We start from the raw sequence: 17,299 nt of genomic DNA, 5'->3' as shown, positions 1-17,299 counted from the left end.
AGGCGGCATCGCGGGAGCGGGCTGCGGTCGCCTAGCCGCAATGCTGGTGAGTTAGATGTCTCGGGCTCGTTGGTTGGGTTATGGCGAGGGCGGGGGGGGTGTCTCTATGTCCTTCGTCAAGGACGTGGTGCCGGGTATGGGGCTGTTTGGGGTGGTCATGCGGCGAGGGTGATGGCGGGGGTTCTGGACTCGTAGAAGGTGCCGTCGCGGAGCATGGCGAACAGGACGCTGATGCGTTGGCGGGCGAGGCGGAGGAGGGCCTGGGTGGGGGTTTTCCCGCGGGCTCTTTGTCTGTCGTAGTAGGTGCGGGAGGCCGGGTCGGCGTTCATGCAGGCGAAGGCGGAGAGGAACATGGCGCGTTTGAGCTGCCGGTTTCCGCCTCTGGGTGCGTGTTCGCCGTGGATCGAGGTCCCGGACGACTTCGTCGTCGGCGCGAGCCCGGCGTAGGAGGCGAGGTGGGCGGCGCTGGGGAAACTGGTGCCGTCGCCGACGGTGACCAGCAGGACGGCAGCGGTCCTGACGCCGACTCCCGGCATCGAGGTCAGGACCTGGTGAAGAGGGTGAGCCTCCAGCAGGCTGCTGATCTGCGCTTCCAAGGCCCGGCGCTGGTCGTGAACCGCCGCGAGGGAAGCGGCCAGGGACGGGATCACGATGTCGAGAGTCCCGGTTCCCGGGACCACGACGGTCTGTTCGTCGAGAGCGTCGAAGACCTCGTCGATCAGCCGGACGGCCATCCGCGGAGCCTTCGGGCGGATGAGTTCGACGAGCCTGCGGCGGCCGGCTTTCCGCAGGGCGGCCGGGGAGCCGTAGCGTTCGAGGAGCCAGGTGACGGCCCGGTGGTCCAGCCGGGGTCCGAGTACGCGCTCCAGCGAGGGGTGGAACTGGGTGAGCAGGCCGCGTATCCGGTTGCTGGTGCGGGTGGCTTCGGCGGCGAGGTCCTGGTCGAAGCCGGTCAGCACCGTGAGCTCGGCAGTGACCTCGTCGGTCAGCTCCAGCGAACGCAGGACATGGGGCATCGTCCGGGCGGCGTCCGCGATGACCGCCGCGTCCTTCGCGTCCGTTTTCGCCTCGCCCAGATACAGATCAGCGATCCGCCGCATCGCGAGTCCGGGCAGGTAGGCGACTTCGCAGCCTGCGTCACGGGCGACGGTCAGCGGCAGAGCCCCGATCGATGCGGGCTGGTCCACGATCACCAGCACCGTGCCGAACTTCGCGATCAGCTTGTCGAAGACAGCCCGCAGGTTCGGTTCGCTGTTGGGCATCGGTTTGTCGAAGACCTTCTTGCCCGTCGGCGTCAGCCCGTGGCCGTGGTGAGCTGTCTTGCCGACGTCCATACCCAGGAAGACGCCCACATCGCCGGTATTTAACATCGCACCCCTCCCGGGTGGTTGACCTGGCTGGCCTCGGCGTTGGCGCCGTGCTCGCGCATCCACGTTATGCAGACCTGCCGCCCACGTCTCTGCCCGGCATTGCGCCGGGCCGGGCGGTGGCCGGGTCTCTCATCAGCGTCTCCGACGGCACCCCACGGGCCCGACGGCACCCCACGGGCCCGGCGACACCACCCCCCAGGCCATCACTTCGACAGAGGGGACACAGCCATACCGGGCCCGGAGGCCAGCGGCCCCATTGCAGGACCGCGAAAAAGACAACTGTGAGAGTTCTTCTGCGGCCCGGGATGGGTTGCTGCCAGGCTCGACGCCGATGATCCGGCATGACTCGAAAGATAACTGGCGCCCTGTCAGGGGCTGCCGTTCCCCCGAGATGTCTGCCGGACATCGGCGCGCTCTTCGCGGACCCCTCGCTGTGGGCACGCCTGGTCGCTGGAGCCGTGGGAGGCGCCCGGCGCCATGCGCATGCCCGGCTGGTGCGGCCAGAGGGCGACTACCTGGCGGCCCACGTCGACGTCATCGCTCTCATGGAGGGTTCCTCCGCCCGTTTCCTGCTGCGACTGAGTGCCTCTGACCGCGCTCACCCCGTACCGATCACCCAGGCGGGTGACGTCCGCCGCGAGCTTCCCCCACCGCCCGCGGACCCGCGCGCGGTCGAACGGCTGGCGTTGATCAACTCGGCCGCCTCGGAGATCGGCAGCTCCCTCGACATGGTGCGAAACGCTGAGCAGCTGACCGGCGTGCTGGTCCCCGCGTTCGCCGATCTGGCGGCCGTGGACCTCACCGAACCCGTACTGCTCGGCGAGGAGCCGGGGGATCTTGTCACCGGCGCTCCGATGCGGCGTGTCGCCGTCAGGGCCGCCGACGGCGGGTGGCCCTCCGAGAACCACGCCCCAGAAGACATCATCCGGCTCGGCAGCGTGGAGAGCGCGCACCTGCGTGGGGGCACGGCGGTCTTCCTCCCGGACCTGAGTGAGCTACGCACAGTGCTCGCCGGGGAGGAGGATCGCATCCGGCTCATCCTTCCCCCGGCGGCGACCTCGCTCATGCTGGTCCCGCTCCAGGCCCGAGGCATGGTCCTGGGCGCTCTCGTCCTGTGGCGCACCGCCGGGCACCGCCCGTTCGACCAAGCGGATGCAAGCCTCGCCGAGGAGGTCGGGTTCCTGCGGGAACGGCGCCCACGGCCCGCGGGTCTATGACTGGGCCAGGGTGGAGGTCCGGCCCCGGTTCCGCAGCCTTGCCCTGTGACCACTCACATTCAAGACCAGAGCGCTGGGTTTCAGGCCGGGAAGCATCAGCTGGCCTCGGGCGCTGGCCGACCAGCTGTGTGAGCAGCTCGACAGTCGGTGCGGGGCGGGACAGCTCGGTGGTACTGCCCCCCCCCAGAGCGCTCTGGGAGAGCGTCGTGCGTTTGGTCTCCTTCGCCTCCTTACGCGCCGCAGGGTGTGGTGTTGTTCTTCAGGGAGTGGGTGGTGTCGTTGAGCTGGTAGGAGCGCAGGTCTGCGATGGTGCCGCCGTCGGCCCCGACGCACACGTGCCGGCCGAAGTAGTTGTCCTTTTGGTAGACCCTCGCGGTGCGGCTGCTGTTGTTGATGACCGAGCTGCCCTTGCCGCGGATGTAGTCCGGCAGGTGTCGGACCGAGCCGTCGGTAGCGCGTTTGACGTAGGGCTGGCCCTCGAAGCCGATCTCGGGATAGATGCACACGAACCCGCGGGGGCACTGGATCTGGTCCCGGGGGGCGGTAACGGCCGAACCGGCCCCGGTCGGCGCGGACCGGCCCTGGGCAGGGGCGACACCGGCCAGCGCCGCCGTCACAGCTACGGTCGTACCGGCGAGCGCGAGAACCCTGGGAACACGCATGTACTGACTCCTTCATCGGATTTGTCCCATGTGGAGCAGCAGCGACGCACAGTCACCCAGCCTCCTCTGCGGCCGGAAGCCTCGGGTACACCACACCGCCCCGCCCACCCTGCCAGCGCTATTACCCAAAGCGACAGCACCTCTGCGTATAGGCACCAGCCTTGCTGGATCGCAGGGAGCGCACCGCTTCACCCCTGTGCGCCGCGAGTGCCTCAAGGCCGCCGTAGGTGCCGTCCTCGCGGCGGGCGGCTGGCGGGCGCTCGCGCCCGCAGTCGTCGCAGATCTTGAGGAACAGGGCCCCGCGGGCGGGTCACGCAGCTTCATAGGCGCCGCGACCGCGCAACGGCTGATCACGCGAGCATCTAGGCACCCGCCGCCTCCAGCGATCGTTAGCTGCGGGGGGTGGTGAGCAGCCCTTCGCGGACCAGTTGCCGTATTAGGTTGACCCGTTGTGGTGCAGTGAGGTCGCCGGGGATCGCTCGCGCGCAGAAGTGGGCGTCTCCCTGGCTCACGACATACCGCAGTGCGGCGGACAGGCTCATTGGGAGCCTGAGGGTCTTGTTGTGAAAATGCAGGCAGACGGCCGTGTCGGCCGAGGTGACGAGAGGGCTGGCGGCCGTGCGTCGCCTCACGGGGGTGTCGAGGCCGATGCTGGGGAGAGCGTCGAGTTCGGCGAGGTGATGGCGTAGTTGAGGGGCGCTGATCGATTGCGCCTTGCGGAGTGACTCCTGGAGGAGGTCCTGGGCTGACAGCGACGTACTCAGGATGTCGATGAGCTCGGTGAAGCCGTCACGGACTTGGGCGTGCAGGGCCGGCGTGTGTGCGAATCCGATGGGCAGGGCGGTGCGGAAGCGAACATCGTCAGCGATGAGACGCGCAAGCGCCTGCTGCAGCGTGTCGGCCCAGAGGATGGGCAGGACGCCGATGGTGAGGTGAACGGATGTGGTGTCCGTGGAGGTGGCGGCGTGAACTGTGCCGCGTGGCAGGTAGAGCAGGTCGCCGGGGGCGAGCATGATCTCCTGTTCGGGTCCTGTGGTGTCGGTGTTCCTGCGGTCCTGGACGTGCATCGGCAGGTGCTGTGGCGAGTGGTAGAGGGACCAGCGCTTGGTTCCGTGTACCTGTGCGATGAAGACGTCGTGGTTGTCGTAGTGCCGGCCGAAGCCTTGCTCGTTGCCACCGGGCGTCACGTAGACGTTGGCGAGAAACCGCGCGCTGAACTCTGCGGTGAGCGCGTCACACAGGCGGGCCAGGGCGGGCCATCGCCGCTCGAGGCCGTTGAGGACGAGGGTGGCCCCGTCGCGGTAGTGCCGGTACAGGGCTTCGAGGTTGTTGACCTTGCTGTGGGGGCCGGAGGCGCCCAGGCTGGCAGCGGGAATCTCTTGGTCATTCTTCGCGATCAGGATTCCATCGAGGGAGCTTCCGGAAAAAGACAGAAGCGAGTCCACATCGTCGAGTGTGAGCAGGTCAGAGAAGTACTCCGCATTGCCACGTGCGATGTGCAGGGGATTCCGCTCCCAGTTCTCCTTCTCGAATATCTGGGGATCGACCGGTTGAATAAGTCGGGTAAAGTTCCAGTGAGACTCATCGTCAGACGAATCCGCGCTTAGGGTGGGGGTTGCATCCAAGGTCGCGCATCTCCCTGCCGTTTGGTTATGTATGGCCTACGCCTTTCCGCCATTCGCGGGATGGTAGATTCGGCAAGCTGACCCTTGCAGTTGGGCGGGCGTCCCGATTGCTGTCTGGCGGCGTCCTCGCGGGCTGCCAAAACCAGTTCTTGCGGGTCTGCCCGGACAGATGCTGTCGCACGCTGAGCATGCGACAGCATCCGCGACGGTGGTCCGTCAGCTGGGCACCTTGCGCCAGTGGCTGACGGAGAGCGAGCCCTCTTCGGCCCCGATGCGGGTGTAGATGGCCAGGTGATCGGGGGACATGTAGGTGTCCTTCTTGTCCTCGAAGAACTCCTCGTCGTACCAGACGACGTCGAAGATCACCTTGCCGCCGCCGGTGTCGCTGCGCTCCACCCAGGTCCGGTTCCAGTCGTAGAGGGAATCGGGCTGGGCAGCGAGCCGCTCGTCGGAGGCGCGCAGGGCCTCGATGCAGCGGTCCAGTGCGTCGTCGGTGACGACGTCGATCTCGACATGTGACTCGGCGACGACCGTGCGATCACCGCGGCGCCCCGGCGCGGCGTCGCCCAGGAGCATCAATTCTCGCGTGACCGGTTGTTCGGGGATGGTGCTGGCCATGACGGTCCCTCCTCTGTGCAATTGAATGCGCGGAGAATACACACGGAAACTAGCCAGGGTGCCCAGCAAGGTCAACACCGCTCTGTGCGAACCGCTCAGGAATCCTTAGCAACCTCGACTTCAGGGGACGAGTTCTCGCCAACTCGACATTGCTGCTCGGACCGTTGGAAAAGCACTGGAGCCGCTGCCAGGCTGGCCAGCAACGTTCCGGCTCCAGCCAGTTGGAGGGCTCCGTCGCCGCCCAGCTGGGCGGCTGCCGGGCCGCCCAGTGCCGTGCCGGTGAGATTGGCGCCGTTCAAAGCAGCGCTGGAAGAAGCGAAGGCGCGCCCTCTGACCTCGGTGTTCACTCGGCCGTGGATCAGATTCCTGATGGCCAGGCTCTGCAATGCGTTGGCCATACCGGTCAGGATGAATGCGATGAGAACAATGGCGAAAATGGGCACGGACGCGCCGAGGATGAGCCCCGCCCCCATCAGGGCTCCGGAACCGGCCAGGACACGGGGCTGCCAGGACAGGGGGACCCGGGGGGCCACCAGGGCCGCGGCGACGAGCGTTCCCACCGTGTGGGCGGTGACCAGGACCCCATAGTCAGCATCCGAGGCGTTGAGGTCGTCACGGATGAAGAACACCCGGGCGACATTGAGCATCGCCGTGAAGACGATCGCGGACGCCAGGGAGAGGATCGCCGTGCGCAGCAGCCGGTCCTGGCCCAGGACGCCGACGCCTTCGCGGACCTGGGCAGCCCAGCGCGGCCGGCTGGTCGGGAGGGAAACCGGCTCGCGCCGGACCTTCAGGCTGGCGAAGACGAGGGCCATCACCGCGAACGATCCGGCATCGCACAGCAAGGCGATGCGATCGTCGAACGCTGCGACGAGGACACCGGCCAGTGCTGGCCCCGCCACACTTCCCAGCGACTTGAACGTGTCCAGGCGGGCGTAGCCGCGGGCGGTCTCGTCCTCCCCCATGATCTCGGGGACCACCAACTGCAGGGCCGGAGAGACGATCGCCAGCCCGGCCCCCAAAAGTGCCAGCAGTGCGATTGTGGCGGCCGTGTTGTCGACCACGGCCAGGGCCGCTGCCACCACAGCCTGGAAGGCGGTCACAACGACGATCAACCTTCCGCTCTCCACCCGGTCGATCAACGGACCGATCAGCGGGCCGATCACCACGATGGGCACCACGCTCGCGATCACCAGCACCGAGATCACAGCCCCGGACTCGCCCTGGTCATGCAGCCGAAGCGTCAGGGCGACCATCGCCATCTGGTCACCCATCGCGGACAGTCCGTACGTCGCCGCCACCACCGACAGAACAAGACTTGGGGTACGAAGCATCCGCCGATGATGCCACCCGCCCCAACACAGCCACCACACTGAAAATAGCCAGCAACACCGAGTACGTCGTCGGCCAGAAAGGCTGCGGGCCGCCCGCCGGAGCCGATCCACCAGCTCGGCTTGCCCGCTCGGCGTCCGGCGTGGGCAGCACCAGGTGTAGCCCCGGGGCCCACGGCGCCGTAAGCAGTGCCAGTACCCCACTCCTGCAGGGCGGTGCCGGCGGGCCGGTACTCGAGTCCGGCGTGCTCGTCGACGACCCTCGGGCGCCACCGCGGCCGCTCACCGGCCGCGTTGGATGGCAATCTCCGCCACCTGATTTGAAGTTGGGATTGCCCTTGATCGGAAATCCGTTCCCCTGCACCTTGCGCTAGCTGGTAGCCGCGTCCATCCCAGTCCAGGAACAGCACGGAATCGCCCAGCGCGGCCGCGCCGGCCCGGTGGCTGATGGTCGCGGTCCGGTAGGTGCCGGTGCGCGCCCCGCTGGAGGTGCTGTCCTCTGTCGGCCGCCACGGCGCGCTGGCGACGGTCCTCGCTGCCCTTGGCCTCGGCGGCCCCCAGTCCGTTGCAGGTCAGCTCGTACCGGAGTTCTCCAGCGGCGGGGGTCTGCACCATGGACTTCACGGTGGACAGCAGCTCGATGGTACGCGGGTGATGGGCGGTGAGGTCCATGCCGGAGAACGCGCCGTCGTGGATGGACAAGGCGAGGCGGTCGCGGAGGAGGACGTCGGGCACGCCGAGGATGTGCTGGTTGCCTCGTACAAGGCGGAACTGTGCGAGCGGCGTCTTGGGGTCATAGGAGGTTGAGCTTCTCCTCGATGTACCTCACCGTGCCGGTGACGCCGAGGAAGGTGGCACCGGCCGCCCCGATCGCGATGAGTGCACTCGCCCCGAGGTGACGGGTGAGCAGGAGGGCGATGAGTGCGCCGAGGGCTCCGGTGAGGACGGCGATGAGGATCGCCATGACCTTGACGGTTTTCGACGGTCCGTCGCTCATGGCCGGTGTGTTCGCTTCCTCCTGGGCGGTCGGGGTGGCAGGGGTTCGGGTGGTCGGGTTGGGGGTGGTGCGGGGCACGCGAAACCTCACTGGGACGGTCGATGGTGATGGGTCTTGTGTGTGGGGGCCGGGGATCCCCCGGAGGGCCCGCGCGTGGCCGATCGCGTGGTGGTACCGGTGTGCGCGGGCATCCTGCCTCGGAGGTGCGGCGGGACTTGCCGCCGGTCTCCGGGGTCTGGTGGCCGGCGACGGTCGGGGTCACGGTGGGCCGCTCCGGGGGGACCTTCAAGCCGATGGCCGGGGGGGGTCCGGCGTCGTGCCTTCGGCCCGGTTCCGCCCGCTCCGGTTTGTCGCGGCCGCGGTGGAAGCCTGTGGGAGCAGTGGTTCGTCCGGGTCCTGTGGTGGCGGTCGGGTCCAGGGCGGGCACCGAGGGGGGTGCCCGCCCTGTCGGATGCGGCTTCAGCCGCGGGCGGGGACCCGCGTGTGCAGGCCGGCGGCTCCTTCCTCGGCGGCTTCGCCCGGCACCGTCAGGGACGGGTGGGAGCCGCCCTGTTCGGCGAGGAGCAGGGTCAGCAGAAGACCGGCGGAGTGGTGCCGCAGAATCCGTGCGGCCTGCGGGAGGCGGCGCTCCTCGCGGGCGGGCAGGGACAGCGCCAAGGAGATGGTCGCCGCCCTGGACGCCCTCGCCGACGTACCGCCGTCGACGGACCGCGAGGCCGTACGGGAGGAGTACCTGCGCCGCGTCATCCCCGAGTTCACCGGCCACCAGGTCGAGGACATCGTCTGGACTACTGCCCACGGCGACCTCCACTACAGCAACGTCACCCGCGGCCCGCACATCCTGGACTGGGAGGGATGGGGCAGCGCCCCCTACGGCTACGACGCCGCCACCCTGTACCTGTACGCACTGCTGACCCCCGCCACAGCCGCCCGCATCCGAACCGCCCTCGCCACCGCGCTGAACAATCTGTCCGCCCATCTGGGTGAAAGGGGGCGCGGGGAGGAAGATGGCCTCGCCGCCAGCCAGGAGGCCACCCAGATCCGCCGCGCACTAGCAGACGCGAACCCCGAAGCCTACCTCCCCGATCTCGCCCGCTCCCTGATAAACCAGTCCAACTGGCTGCGTGAGGTAGGGCGCATGGAGGAAGGCCTGGCCACCATCCAAGAGACCGTCGGCCACTATCAAGCACTGGTGGACACAGGCTCCGATGCCTACCTCTCCAACCTCGCCTGGGCCCTACACAACCTGTCCATCTGGCTGGGTCAGATGGGGCGAAGGGAGGAAGGCCTCGCCGCCGTCCAGGAAGCCACCAGGATTTTCCACGCACTCGCAGAGACCGATCCCATGGCGGTCAAGGCCGGTCTACAGCGATCTCTACGGGTGGCAACTTGGCTCGAAGGTCTCTCACGGTAGAGGTCGACCTGGCCGTGTGGTCAACCGCATCGACGTCGAGCGAATGGCCTGCGCGGGCCTCGCCGAGCCTCAATCCACTGCGTAGGCTTTTTCTCCGATCATGAACGGGGCGTCGGCAGGTCCCTTGATGTAGGGGCCGCGCCAGATCAGCCGGTGTTCTTGGGCGCTGGGGTACCACTGGCGGACCTTGTGCATCCGAACGGTCCACCGGTGGTGGTAGGCGCGGCTCGAGCCGTCGTCCTCGGCTGAGCGCTGCGCGGGGATTTGGTGGGCGAGGCGGATGACGCGCACGTCCGGGGTGGGGCGAGTCTCTCCTGGCCGCGTCTGGTGAGTGTGCGTGCCGGGCTCTCGTGGGGATCCGAGGACGGTGACGCCTTGGGCGGCCAGCCGCCAGAATGCGAATGCGTAGCGGAGAGCGAAATCGTCGTAGACGTCGACGATTCGCCCACCGTCCCACTGGCCCTCCTCCGGCGGCAGTGCGTTGTACTGGGCGACTTGGTTCAGGGCCGTGTTCAGGCTGCGGTGTTCCTCGGACAGCGAAGTGTGCTGTTCGCTGCTCGCGGCGGAGAGGGCGCCGTCGGCCCGCAGCCCGTAAATGCCGTCGGGGACGAGCGGTGGAAGCGGCGATCCTGTGGCACGGGCCTGGGCGACCGCCATGCGCCAGGACTCGGGCTGGACGGGTCCGTCGCGGTCCATGAAGCAGGTGAGCTGGGTGCCGGGGTACTGGGCGTCGGGGAGCACCTGGTGCTGGGTGACGGGCTGCCAGCCGAAGGCGCGGATGTCGGACAGTGATCCGCCGCGGTTCTCCACGATGACCGGTTCGGGTAGTACCAGCACGCCTGTCGGGATGAGGATGTCGCGGTCCTTGTCGAGTGTTGCGACATCGGCGGGTTCCAGAGTGGAGGCTGCGGCCATGACCGCCGCGTGCGCGGCCGGCGAAATGACAAGTACCTCGGCCTGGGCCAGAAGGTGAAGAACCTGCTGGCTCTGCCACTGTGCCGCTTGGGCCGGGCCAGGTGGCCACGGGGGCTTCCAGCCCTGCTTGCCGATCATCATCGCGAACGCCAGGTTCTCCCGATGCTGCTCAGGCAAGTCGCTGTGGTCCAGCACCGCTTTCAGCTCCGCCATGCGGTTGTTCAGGTTGGACGCCAGCATCGCGTGTACCCACACGTTGTCCCGCAGAAGCTTTCGGGTGTCCGCCCGCGCCTGATGTGCCGTACGGGCTGCCTTGGCGGCACTCCAAGTGCCCGCGGTATCGCGGTTTCGCTGCTTCTTGCCGCGGCTCGCCTTACCCACGTTCTCCTCCTCCTGGACTGGTTCCTGCGGGATGCACTACCCGAGAGGTCCTGCTCCTCTCGGCAGGTTCGACCAGCGTCTTCACCACTTGTCGGTGAGTGCGTCGAGGGGGTCTTCAACGTGGGTCCGGTTGACGCGGTCAGCGGCTGCGATGGCGTCGGTGATCCAGGCGCGGGCCCTCAGGGTGCTGCCGAGGTGGGTGGCGAGGGCCGCGGTGATGTCCTTGAGTCGGGTATCGCGGTTGAAGACCTCGAGGACGAACTCGGCGAGCGGTTCGAAGTCGCCCTCCTGCGCCTCCTGGACGGCTGAGGACATCGTCGAGCGTATGCGGTAGATACCCGCGGCTTCTTTGAGTCCCCGCCAGAACCGTGCGTCGTCGTGGCCGGGAAGGTCGTTGAGGAGGGCGGCAAGCTGCTGCTCGTCATCAGTCATGGTCGTCTCCTTCACGTCGGGATCCGCCAGTCGAATTCTGTGTGCTGCGACGCCGTGATCCGCCGGCGAAGGCGGGCGAGTGCCGGCCCCGGCAGGGCTGGCCCCACCCGCTCATCCGTCGCGCAGCGCTTCGAGTTCGGCCCGGGTCAGGGTGAAGGGGGGCCGGCGGTCCTTCCAACCTTCCTCGGTGGCGTGGTCCAGTCCTGCTGGCGGTCGCTCGGCTTCGTAGCCGGGTGCGGGGTGCGTGATGTCCTTGAGGAGCAGGTCGATGAGGCGGGCCAGGGCGGTCGGTCCTCCGCCTCCGTATCCGTAGGTGTATCCGCCGCCGCGCTGTGGGGCCAGGAACACGGTTCCGTCGGTGGTCGTGACCCAGACCGAGGCGTTCCCGATGGTCAGCGTGGCGAGCGGGGAGTGCGCCGGCAGCCGTTGCGGGGCGACGGTCTCGATCTTTCCGCCGCGGGTGTGTACGGCGGGCATATCGGTCACGGGGTCGATGAGGATGTCCTGGTCGCGGTCGTCGCCGAGGTAGGTGGCGAGCGCGATTCGGGGGCTGGGCTGAAGACGTGAGGCCCACTGCGCGGCCTGGGCGCAGGAGGACGGGTCGACGGTGACCTTGCAGGAGCCAGGGTTGTATTCGCTTCCGCCGAGCACCTGTCCGAGCCGGGCGCATTCCGCGGCCAGGGTGTCAGTGCGGTTCAGGATGCTCCTCCAGCCGTCGCGCAGGATCTCCTTTGCGACGGTCGGGGGCTCTGGGGGGACCAGGGGACGGGCGGCGACCGCGATGTGGGCGAGGTGTTCGCTGGAGTCGACGTAGTCGGCGAGCTGCTTGCGGCAGCTCTCCGCGCTGGACCAGATGGTGCGGCGGGCCGTGTCGAGAGCGGCCGCGGCCGCGTGGGAGCCGTCTGCTTCCTCGGCGGCCAGGCGCAGCAGCGGCGCGGGGTCCGGGCGGGTGATGGCCGGTACGTGGAGGGTGGCGGCGCCGGGCCGCCAGGCCGTCATCAGCTCCGGATGCCGCACGGTGTGGTGCCAGTACGGGGCGGGCGTGCCCAGTACCTTCTCCAGGCGCTGCCAGTCCGTCCCGTAGCGCTTGCCCTCCTTCGCGTCGACAGCCTCCAGGTTCGGGCCGTGCAGGATGTCGTAGTCAGCCTCCACCACCACCATGGCGGCCGCCTCGGGCGCGATCTTCTCCAGCAGGCTCGCATCCGGGAACACCATTGCGTGGTCGTCGATGGGGTAGGCGAGCACGACCTTCCCGAACTCGGTCGTCCACCGGTACAGGACCCATCCGTCCCGGTGCTCCGCACCGGCGAACCGGGACGGTTTCGTTGCGGCAAGGTCGCGGAGGATCCGTACAGGCCGGGCTTCTGCCTTGCCGGGCTTTCGAATTACCACCAAGTCCCCCGTATGTAGGTCAGGCGTCGATGTTCTCGAGTGGCGGGAGGTCCCGGAGAGCGCCGGGTAGTTCGGTGATGCCGTGCTGGATGAACCAGCTGTGGGCCCAGCGAACGATGACGCCGCGGCGCAGCCGCCATTCGTCGCAGAACTGGGAGAGCACCTCGATGCAGAAGTCCTCGCGGAGGCGGATGAGGATGTCGTCCTGGGGCCATTCGCAGAAGGAGATGCCGGCCTTGATGGGGTCACCGAGGTCGAGGGCGTCGGCGAGGATCGCAGCGGCGGCTCTGCTGGTGCCGCTGCCGTTGTAGCCCCAGCCGAACCCTCCGAGCTGTGCCTCGTCCTTGGCCCTGAGTTCGCGTAGCACGGTGAGTTTCAGCCGCTGGGTCGGGCCGTCTTCCGGGCTCTCGACGAGGAGGCGCGCGGTCTGCTCCTTCGTGCGGGGGATGCCGTGATAGGTGCGGTCCTCGTACGCCATGCTGGCTCCGCCTCCCGTGATCTTTGCGTGCGTTCTCACCTTGCCGGACACGGGTGCGGGCCGACAGGGCGCGATCGGTCAGGCGCGTGGCGTGAAGGATTCGAGCTGACGTTCCCGGCGGGGTGTATCCCGGCAGAATCGACCATCGGGGTGAAGCCCCCACGTGGGCGGGTAGAAATCGGCGCCCGAACACTTCAGTACGAGGAGCATGATGCTGCCCAGGCCGTACAGCCCGTCGACCGGTGACTACTTCCGCCGAATGCTGAACATGGATCCGGACAAGCCGGTCGGGGATCTGCCCCTCGACCGTGTGACCCGCGCCGCCGCGATCGAGGCCGCCGACTCACGCGTGTTCGCCGAAACCACTCATCTACTCCGCCTGATCGAACTGCTTCCCCTTCCGGGCCACGACGAGAGCCGCTTCTGGTGGAGCCTGGGCGAGGCTGCCGGAGAGAACGGGTTCGCCCTGCTGCCGGGAAACTCTCAGCATCATGTGTGTGCGGCTCTGCGCGGTCATGGTGAGTCCCTGGCACTGCATTTCCAGTTCGTCTTCGAGAAGATGACCGACGAAGACCACGCCGCGGCCGCCAAGGTACTTGGCCCGGTGCTTGCCAAACGCCTGCACGGGAGCGAGGACACCGACCCCTATCTGGGCCGCCGCTGGCTCGAGGACTGCGAAGCCACGGTGTGGCGCATCATCGCCCTGAGCGCGGACGACCCCGACAGCCGCGACGCGGAGGCCAGGCAACGTGACTTCCAGGCAGCCTGGGGTCACGACTGAACAGCTGCCATCCCACCGCACCGCGAACAAGCACCTGGCCAGGAACCCGGCCGGCGCGCGGCGCGTGAGAGCGAACCGACTTCGTGGATCGTGCCTCGCCCGGGCCTGAGTGCGCCGTACGGTCGTTGGACGGATGGCGACCGGGCGGGGACGCCGGGTCAGGCGTGGGAGGGGATCCGAGGATGGTCAGTGCCCGTACGTACCCGCTGTGGCGGGAGCTCGCGATGAGCGAGGACCTCCCCAAGGAAGCCCTCAAGACGGTGATCGAGGCCCTGTGCTCCCCGGCGAAGTGCCCGGACGGCTTCGACTCTCGGGGTGACCAGTGGCGGGAGGAAGCCCTCACGGCGGCGCTGCCGGCGCTGCTGGCGCGGACGTCGGCCAAGCGGTTGCGGGGCCGGCTCCTGGTCCACGGTGACGAGAAGCTGCTCGCCGCCCTGGCGGCCGAGGGCACGGTGACCACCGATGACGTACCCGCCATCCTGCGGCACCGCCGCCTGTGGGCCGGGCTGATCTCCGGTCTGGCCCGGCACCCCAGCCAAGTCGAGGCCGCGGTCGCACTCCTGCCGCGCCTGGCCGACCACGAAGTGGAGCGGGTCGTACGGGACTGGGATCCCGACCAGTACACCCGCACCGAAGGGGCCGCCCCGGCTCCGCCGGTGCCGCAGGCACTGTTCGATGCCGTCCTCGAGGCGTCCCTGACTCCGCTGGCCGCGTACCTGCTCCACCCGGAACCCGAAGAGGGCTGGGAGGCCGTGTCCGCGTATGGGAAGGACTGGTCGCTGGAACTGGGAGGCCGCAGCGCCTGGGCGATGCTCGCCCGGTGTCCCGAGCGGTGGGAGGAGCTTGTCGCGCACCCCACGCTCGGGGTGGCCGTCCAGCACCTGCTCCTGGACCAGGCCGAGATCCAGGCTGCGGAAGAAGCCCGAACCCGCGCCGCCGGATACCTGCCCGGCGATGAAGCCCCTGGCGAGGACCTCCCCGCCGAAGAGCCGGCCCCCGCTCTCAGCGAGGATCTGCTGCGGGCCTGCCTGCCGGCATTGTGCCTGCCCGAGCTGGCCGACCTGCCCAACCCGCAGGTGACGGCCCGCAGGACCCTGCACCACATCGCCCGCCGCGTCGAGACCAACCCGCGCCTGGCTTTCCTCGCCGCCGAGCAGCTGCACGCGGCCGCCGACGCGGCCGTGGTCCGCGGTGAGCTGCTCCAGGTGACCGAGAAGCAGGAGAGCGACTACGAGTTCGACGGGCGCGTGCGGCACCTCGCCGAGGACCTGGCCCTCCTCAGCGTCAACCCTGGCCACCTCGCGGGCGCCTGCGCCCAGCTCGCCGCCCTGGACCAGCCGGCCGTCGTCTCCCCCGCCCCGGCCCGGACTCTGATCCGCGTCATCCCAGACAGCCGCCCCGCCGACTACGACCGCCCGGCCCGGCTCCTGGAACGCCACTCCGAGCACCGCCGCGTCGCGGCTCTGGCCGTGCTGGCCGCCAACCCGCACACCCCGCACGCCGCCGCCACCGACGCCTTGAACGCGCTGCACCCCGCCGAGCTGGCCTGGATCGCCGAGAAGATCGAAGGACCGACCTGGTTCCTGGAGGCGGCGGCCGCCGTCCCGGCACCCCCAGACGAGGACGACGGGGTGCTGCGGCTGCTCAGTGACGACGACCTCGCCCAGCACCCCGACCCCGCAGCCGTCCTGCAGTCGTGGCTGGACTCCCCCGCCGCCGAGGAGACCCTCTCCCGTTCCGAGATCTACCGGGCCGTGGTCAAGTCCCGGCACCGCACTCTGGAGCACCTGCGCCAGCTCCCCGCCGACGAGGTCCTCGCCCGCCAGGAACCCGAGGTCGCGCTGAACATCCTGCTGGAACACTGCGGGCGCAGCGTCGGCCGGTGGGAGGCGCTCGCCACCGCCATGACCTTCGAGTACAACGACACCAAGGTCACCTTCGGCGAGTTCCTCGACTCCCTGGACGGCAAACCCGCGACCACATAGGACACCGGGCCTTCGCGATTCACGCCGTTCGCACAGGGCGAGTTCAGCAGCCTTCGACCTCCGCGCCCCAATACGGTGTCCACGCCGCCCGCACACGGCCGCCCGGCGCGCGGCGGGGGCGGCGAGTATCGGAGATACAGGGCGGGAGAGAGACCGGGATGACGCAGGCTGCAGTGAGCGAGCTGGACGAACGAGTGCCGGGACGTCGTTGGACGGTGCGCCTGGACGCCGCCGGGCGGGGCAGTACGGCGGTGCGTGTCTCGTGCAGCCGGCCCGCCTGTGCCGAGCAGCGCCTTCCGTCCGCGGCCGCCGGCCGTGCGGCCGCGGTCGCTCACATCAAGGCCCACCTGCGCGCCGCCCCCGCCCCGCGAGCCACGGCGTACTGCGCGTGCCGGCTGGCGGATTGCCACACCCATCTGCCCGACATCGGCCGAAAGCGTACGGAACCCTGGCGGTGCGGCGGCCCGGTCGTCTTGGCCGTGGTCACCGACCGGGAAGGCCGCTGGTGGCAGGTCATGGAGTGCTGCTCGCGATGCGCGGCCGCCACTCCCGGTGCGAAGACTGCGGCCACCTCAGCGCCCACGGCCGCAGACCACCCGGCCCCGGCCCCGGCGGCTGCCCCGGCAGAGGGCACGGGCGCGGCAGCGGGCGCGGGTGTGCCGCAGTTCTCCGACCACCAGGCCGCCGGCCCGGTCCCGGCTCCCCGCGCCACACCGGCGCGGTGCCGCCCGCCACAGGCGAAGATCGCCCAGCGGATCATCCCCCTCGATCTGCGGCCCGTCGTCCTGCGGGACGAACTCATCGAACTCGGCAATCTCTTCCGCGCCTACCAGCAGCGCGACGAGCCCGACCTGGCGCTGCTTGCCGACCTCCAGGAACGCAAGGCCCGTGCCTTCACCACCTGGGCCGACGTCACCAGCGAGGGGCCCCTGCGGTGGGAGGCCCGGCGGGCCGAGCAGGCCGCTGCCGCCGCCCGTCTCCAGCACCAGCAGCGCACCGGCGGCATCGCCGACGGCGACGGGCCGGCCGTGACCCGGCTGCTGACTGTCCCGGGGCAGTGGGAGCACGCGCGCTCCGTCCTCGCGTACGTAGCCGACCACACCCCGCTGTCCGGCCCCGACGCACGGCTGCTGGTGCTGATGCTGACCCTGCGCACCGCGCACACCGGCACCGGCAACCTCGTCGGCCAGGACCTCACCGCGCTGGGCCTGACCGATCCGCAGGACCTGGTCGAGAACCTGACGGGCTGCGGCTGGCTGGTGCTTCCCGGCACGGCCGGCGACCTGCTCGCCTCCCGGCCGGAGAACGCCACCCCGATCACCGTCCCCTCCCTTGCGCCCCAAGGGGACGGGACGGGCCCGTTCACGTTCGGCAAGCAGATGCGGCCCAAGCTCTCCGGCTGGGCCCAGAAGGTCATCTCGGACAAGAAACTCCGCAAGGCCAAGGCCACCTCCGCCACCCGGCTGCTCGCGCTGACACTGGCCACCCAGACAAGCACATCAGGACGCCTGGGGCCCGGCGGCCACGGCATCGCCCTGAACACACTCGCCGCCCTGGTCCCGGCCGGTGCCGGTGAACTGGAGTGCCTGGCCGACCAGCTGACCGCAGCGGACTGGCTCACCGACGCCGCCCTCACCGACACCCACCTCACCGGGCAGCTCACCGAACGCGTCCTCCCCCTCACCTGCCCCCTGCCCGCAC

The 17,299-nt window shown here is 69.2% G+C and carries 17 protein-coding genes; 6 read left to right on the top strand and 11 right to left on the bottom strand.

Annotated features, from left to right (window positions below; genetic code table 11):
• Window positions 1-155: 155 nt before the first annotated feature.
• Entirely contained in the window at window positions 156-1,370 is a 1,215-nt protein-coding gene (locus tag PV721_RS30950; RefSeq protein WP_319730078.1) for an IS110 family transposase, read from the bottom strand.
• 341 nt (window positions 1,371-1,711) lie between these two features.
• Between PV721_RS30950 and PV721_RS30945 the strand changes: the two genes are divergently transcribed.
• Window positions 1,712-2,587, top strand: a complete 876-nt coding sequence (locus PV721_RS30945) for a hypothetical protein (protein ID WP_319730076.1) — start codon at window positions 1,712-1,714, stop codon at window positions 2,585-2,587.
• A gap of 230 nt (window positions 2,588-2,817) precedes the next feature.
• On the opposite strand, the gene PV721_RS30940 is transcribed toward PV721_RS30945, so the two are convergent.
• The 4 genes from PV721_RS30940 to PV721_RS30925 form a co-directional block, all read right to left on the bottom strand.
• Window positions 2,818-3,249 carry a peptidase inhibitor family I36 protein gene (locus PV721_RS30940; protein WP_319730072.1) on the bottom strand — a complete coding sequence of 144 codons (432 nt, stop codon included), beginning with the start codon at window positions 3,247-3,249 and terminating at the stop codon, window positions 2,818-2,820.
• Window positions 3,250-3,638: 389 nt separating this feature from the next.
• Window positions 3,639-4,874: a cupin domain-containing protein gene (locus PV721_RS30935; protein ID WP_319730070.1), complete on the bottom strand. Its 1,236-nt coding sequence runs from the start codon at window positions 4,872-4,874 to the stop codon at window positions 3,639-3,641.
• 216 nt (window positions 4,875-5,090) lie between these two features.
• Window positions 5,091-5,492: a hypothetical protein gene (locus tag PV721_RS30930; RefSeq protein WP_319730068.1), complete on the bottom strand. Its 402-nt coding sequence runs from the start codon at window positions 5,490-5,492 to the stop codon at window positions 5,091-5,093.
• Window positions 5,493-5,587: 95 nt separating this feature from the next.
• Window positions 5,588-6,826 (bottom strand): MFS transporter, encoded by a 1,239-nt coding sequence (locus tag PV721_RS30925; RefSeq protein WP_319730065.1) that lies wholly within the window; start codon window positions 6,824-6,826, stop codon window positions 5,588-5,590.
• Window positions 6,827-7,294: 468 nt separating this feature from the next.
• Here PV721_RS30925 and PV721_RS30920 point away from each other — a divergent pair, with 468 nt between their 5' ends.
• A complete protein-coding gene (locus PV721_RS30920; RefSeq protein ID WP_319730064.1) occupies window positions 7,295-7,630 on the top strand; it encodes a hypothetical protein in 336 nt (111 codons plus the stop codon).
• On the opposite strand, the gene PV721_RS30915 is transcribed toward PV721_RS30920, so the two are convergent.
• On the bottom strand, window positions 7,617-7,898 hold the full coding sequence (locus tag PV721_RS30915; protein WP_319730062.1) for a hypothetical protein: 282 nt from the start codon (window positions 7,896-7,898) through the stop codon (window positions 7,617-7,619). The two genes, PV721_RS30920 and PV721_RS30915, sit on opposite strands and share 14 nt — an antisense overlap.
• A gap of 381 nt (window positions 7,899-8,279) precedes the next feature.
• On the bottom strand, window positions 8,280-8,477 hold the full coding sequence (locus PV721_RS30910; RefSeq protein ID WP_319730061.1) for a hypothetical protein: 198 nt from the start codon (window positions 8,475-8,477) through the stop codon (window positions 8,280-8,282).
• 4 nt (window positions 8,478-8,481) lie between these two features.
• On the opposite strand from PV721_RS30910, the gene PV721_RS30905 reads away from it, so the two are divergent.
• Entirely contained in the window at window positions 8,482-9,234 is a 753-nt protein-coding gene (locus tag PV721_RS30905; protein ID WP_319730059.1) for a tetratricopeptide repeat protein, read from the top strand.
• Window positions 9,235-9,303: 69 nt separating this feature from the next.
• On the opposite strand, the gene PV721_RS30900 is transcribed toward PV721_RS30905, so the two are convergent.
• The 4 genes from PV721_RS30900 to PV721_RS30885 all read right to left on the bottom strand — a co-directional run bounded on the left by PV721_RS30900 (window position 9,304) and on the right by PV721_RS30885 (window position 12,832).
• Window positions 9,304-10,530, bottom strand: a complete 1,227-nt coding sequence (locus PV721_RS30900; RefSeq protein ID WP_319730057.1) for a hypothetical protein — start codon at window positions 10,528-10,530, stop codon at window positions 9,304-9,306.
• 81 nt (window positions 10,531-10,611) lie between these two features.
• On the bottom strand, window positions 10,612-10,962 hold the full coding sequence (locus PV721_RS30895) for a hypothetical protein (RefSeq protein ID WP_319730056.1): 351 nt from the start codon (window positions 10,960-10,962) through the stop codon (window positions 10,612-10,614).
• Between the two features lie 111 nt (window positions 10,963-11,073).
• Window positions 11,074-12,357 (bottom strand): hypothetical protein, encoded by a 1,284-nt coding sequence (locus PV721_RS30890; protein ID WP_319730053.1) that lies wholly within the window; start codon window positions 12,355-12,357, stop codon window positions 11,074-11,076.
• Between the two features lie 16 nt (window positions 12,358-12,373).
• Window positions 12,374-12,832, bottom strand: coding sequence for a DUF6166 domain-containing protein (locus PV721_RS30885; protein WP_319730051.1), 459 nt, complete (start codon window positions 12,830-12,832; stop codon window positions 12,374-12,376).
• Between the two features lie 208 nt (window positions 12,833-13,040).
• Between PV721_RS30885 and PV721_RS30880 the strand changes: the two genes are divergently transcribed.
• The 3 genes from PV721_RS30880 to PV721_RS30870 form a co-directional block, all read left to right on the top strand.
• Entirely contained in the window at window positions 13,041-13,613 is a 573-nt protein-coding gene (locus PV721_RS30880) for a hypothetical protein (protein WP_319730048.1), read from the top strand.
• A 182-nt stretch (window positions 13,614-13,795) separates the two neighbouring features.
• Window positions 13,796-15,598: a hypothetical protein gene (locus PV721_RS30875; RefSeq protein WP_319730045.1), complete on the top strand. Its 1,803-nt coding sequence runs from the start codon at window positions 13,796-13,798 to the stop codon at window positions 15,596-15,598.
• A gap of 158 nt (window positions 15,599-15,756) precedes the next feature.
• The coding region (locus PV721_RS30870) for a hypothetical protein (protein ID WP_319730042.1) at window positions 15,757-17,299 on the top strand (1,543 nt) is incomplete at its 3' end.

Source organism: Streptomyces sp. MB09-01, from assembly GCF_033794505.1.
GTDB lineage: Bacteria > Actinomycetota > Actinomycetes > Streptomycetales > Streptomycetaceae > Streptomyces.
The sequence above is the reverse complement of the archived record's forward strand: the minus strand, read 5'-3'. Positions and strand labels throughout refer to the sequence as shown.

What these genes read in the sequence shown, in the direction of transcription:
- PV721_RS30930 (WP_319730068.1), bottom strand. Translation starts at nt 5,492, where the DNA reads ATGGCCAGCACCATCCCCGAACAACCGGTCACGCGAGAATTGATGCTC.
- PV721_RS30895 (WP_319730056.1), bottom strand. Translation starts at nt 10,962, where the DNA reads ATGACTGATGACGAGCAGCAGCTTGCCGCCCTCCTCAACGACCTTCCC.
- PV721_RS30905 (WP_319730059.1), top strand. Translation starts at nt 8,482, where the DNA reads ATGGTCGCCGCCCTGGACGCCCTCGCCGACGTACCGCCGTCGACGGAC.
- PV721_RS30880 (WP_319730048.1), top strand. Translation starts at nt 13,041, where the DNA reads ATGATGCTGCCCAGGCCGTACAGCCCGTCGACCGGTGACTACTTCCGC.
- PV721_RS30925 (WP_319730065.1), bottom strand. Translation starts at nt 6,826, where the DNA reads ATGCTTCGTACCCCAAGTCTTGTTCTGTCGGTGGTGGCGGCGACGTAC.
- PV721_RS30950 (WP_319730078.1), bottom strand. Translation starts at nt 1,370, where the DNA reads ATGTTAAATACCGGCGATGTGGGCGTCTTCCTGGGTATGGACGTCGGC.
- PV721_RS30885 (WP_319730051.1), bottom strand. Translation starts at nt 12,832, where the DNA reads ATGGCGTACGAGGACCGCACCTATCACGGCATCCCCCGCACGAAGGAG.
- PV721_RS30940 (WP_319730072.1), bottom strand. Translation starts at nt 3,249, where the DNA reads ATGCGTGTTCCCAGGGTTCTCGCGCTCGCCGGTACGACCGTAGCTGTG.
- PV721_RS30875 (WP_319730045.1), top strand. Translation starts at nt 13,796, where the DNA reads ATGGTCAGTGCCCGTACGTACCCGCTGTGGCGGGAGCTCGCGATGAGC.
- PV721_RS30945 (WP_319730076.1), top strand. Translation starts at nt 1,712, where the DNA reads ATGACTCGAAAGATAACTGGCGCCCTGTCAGGGGCTGCCGTTCCCCCG.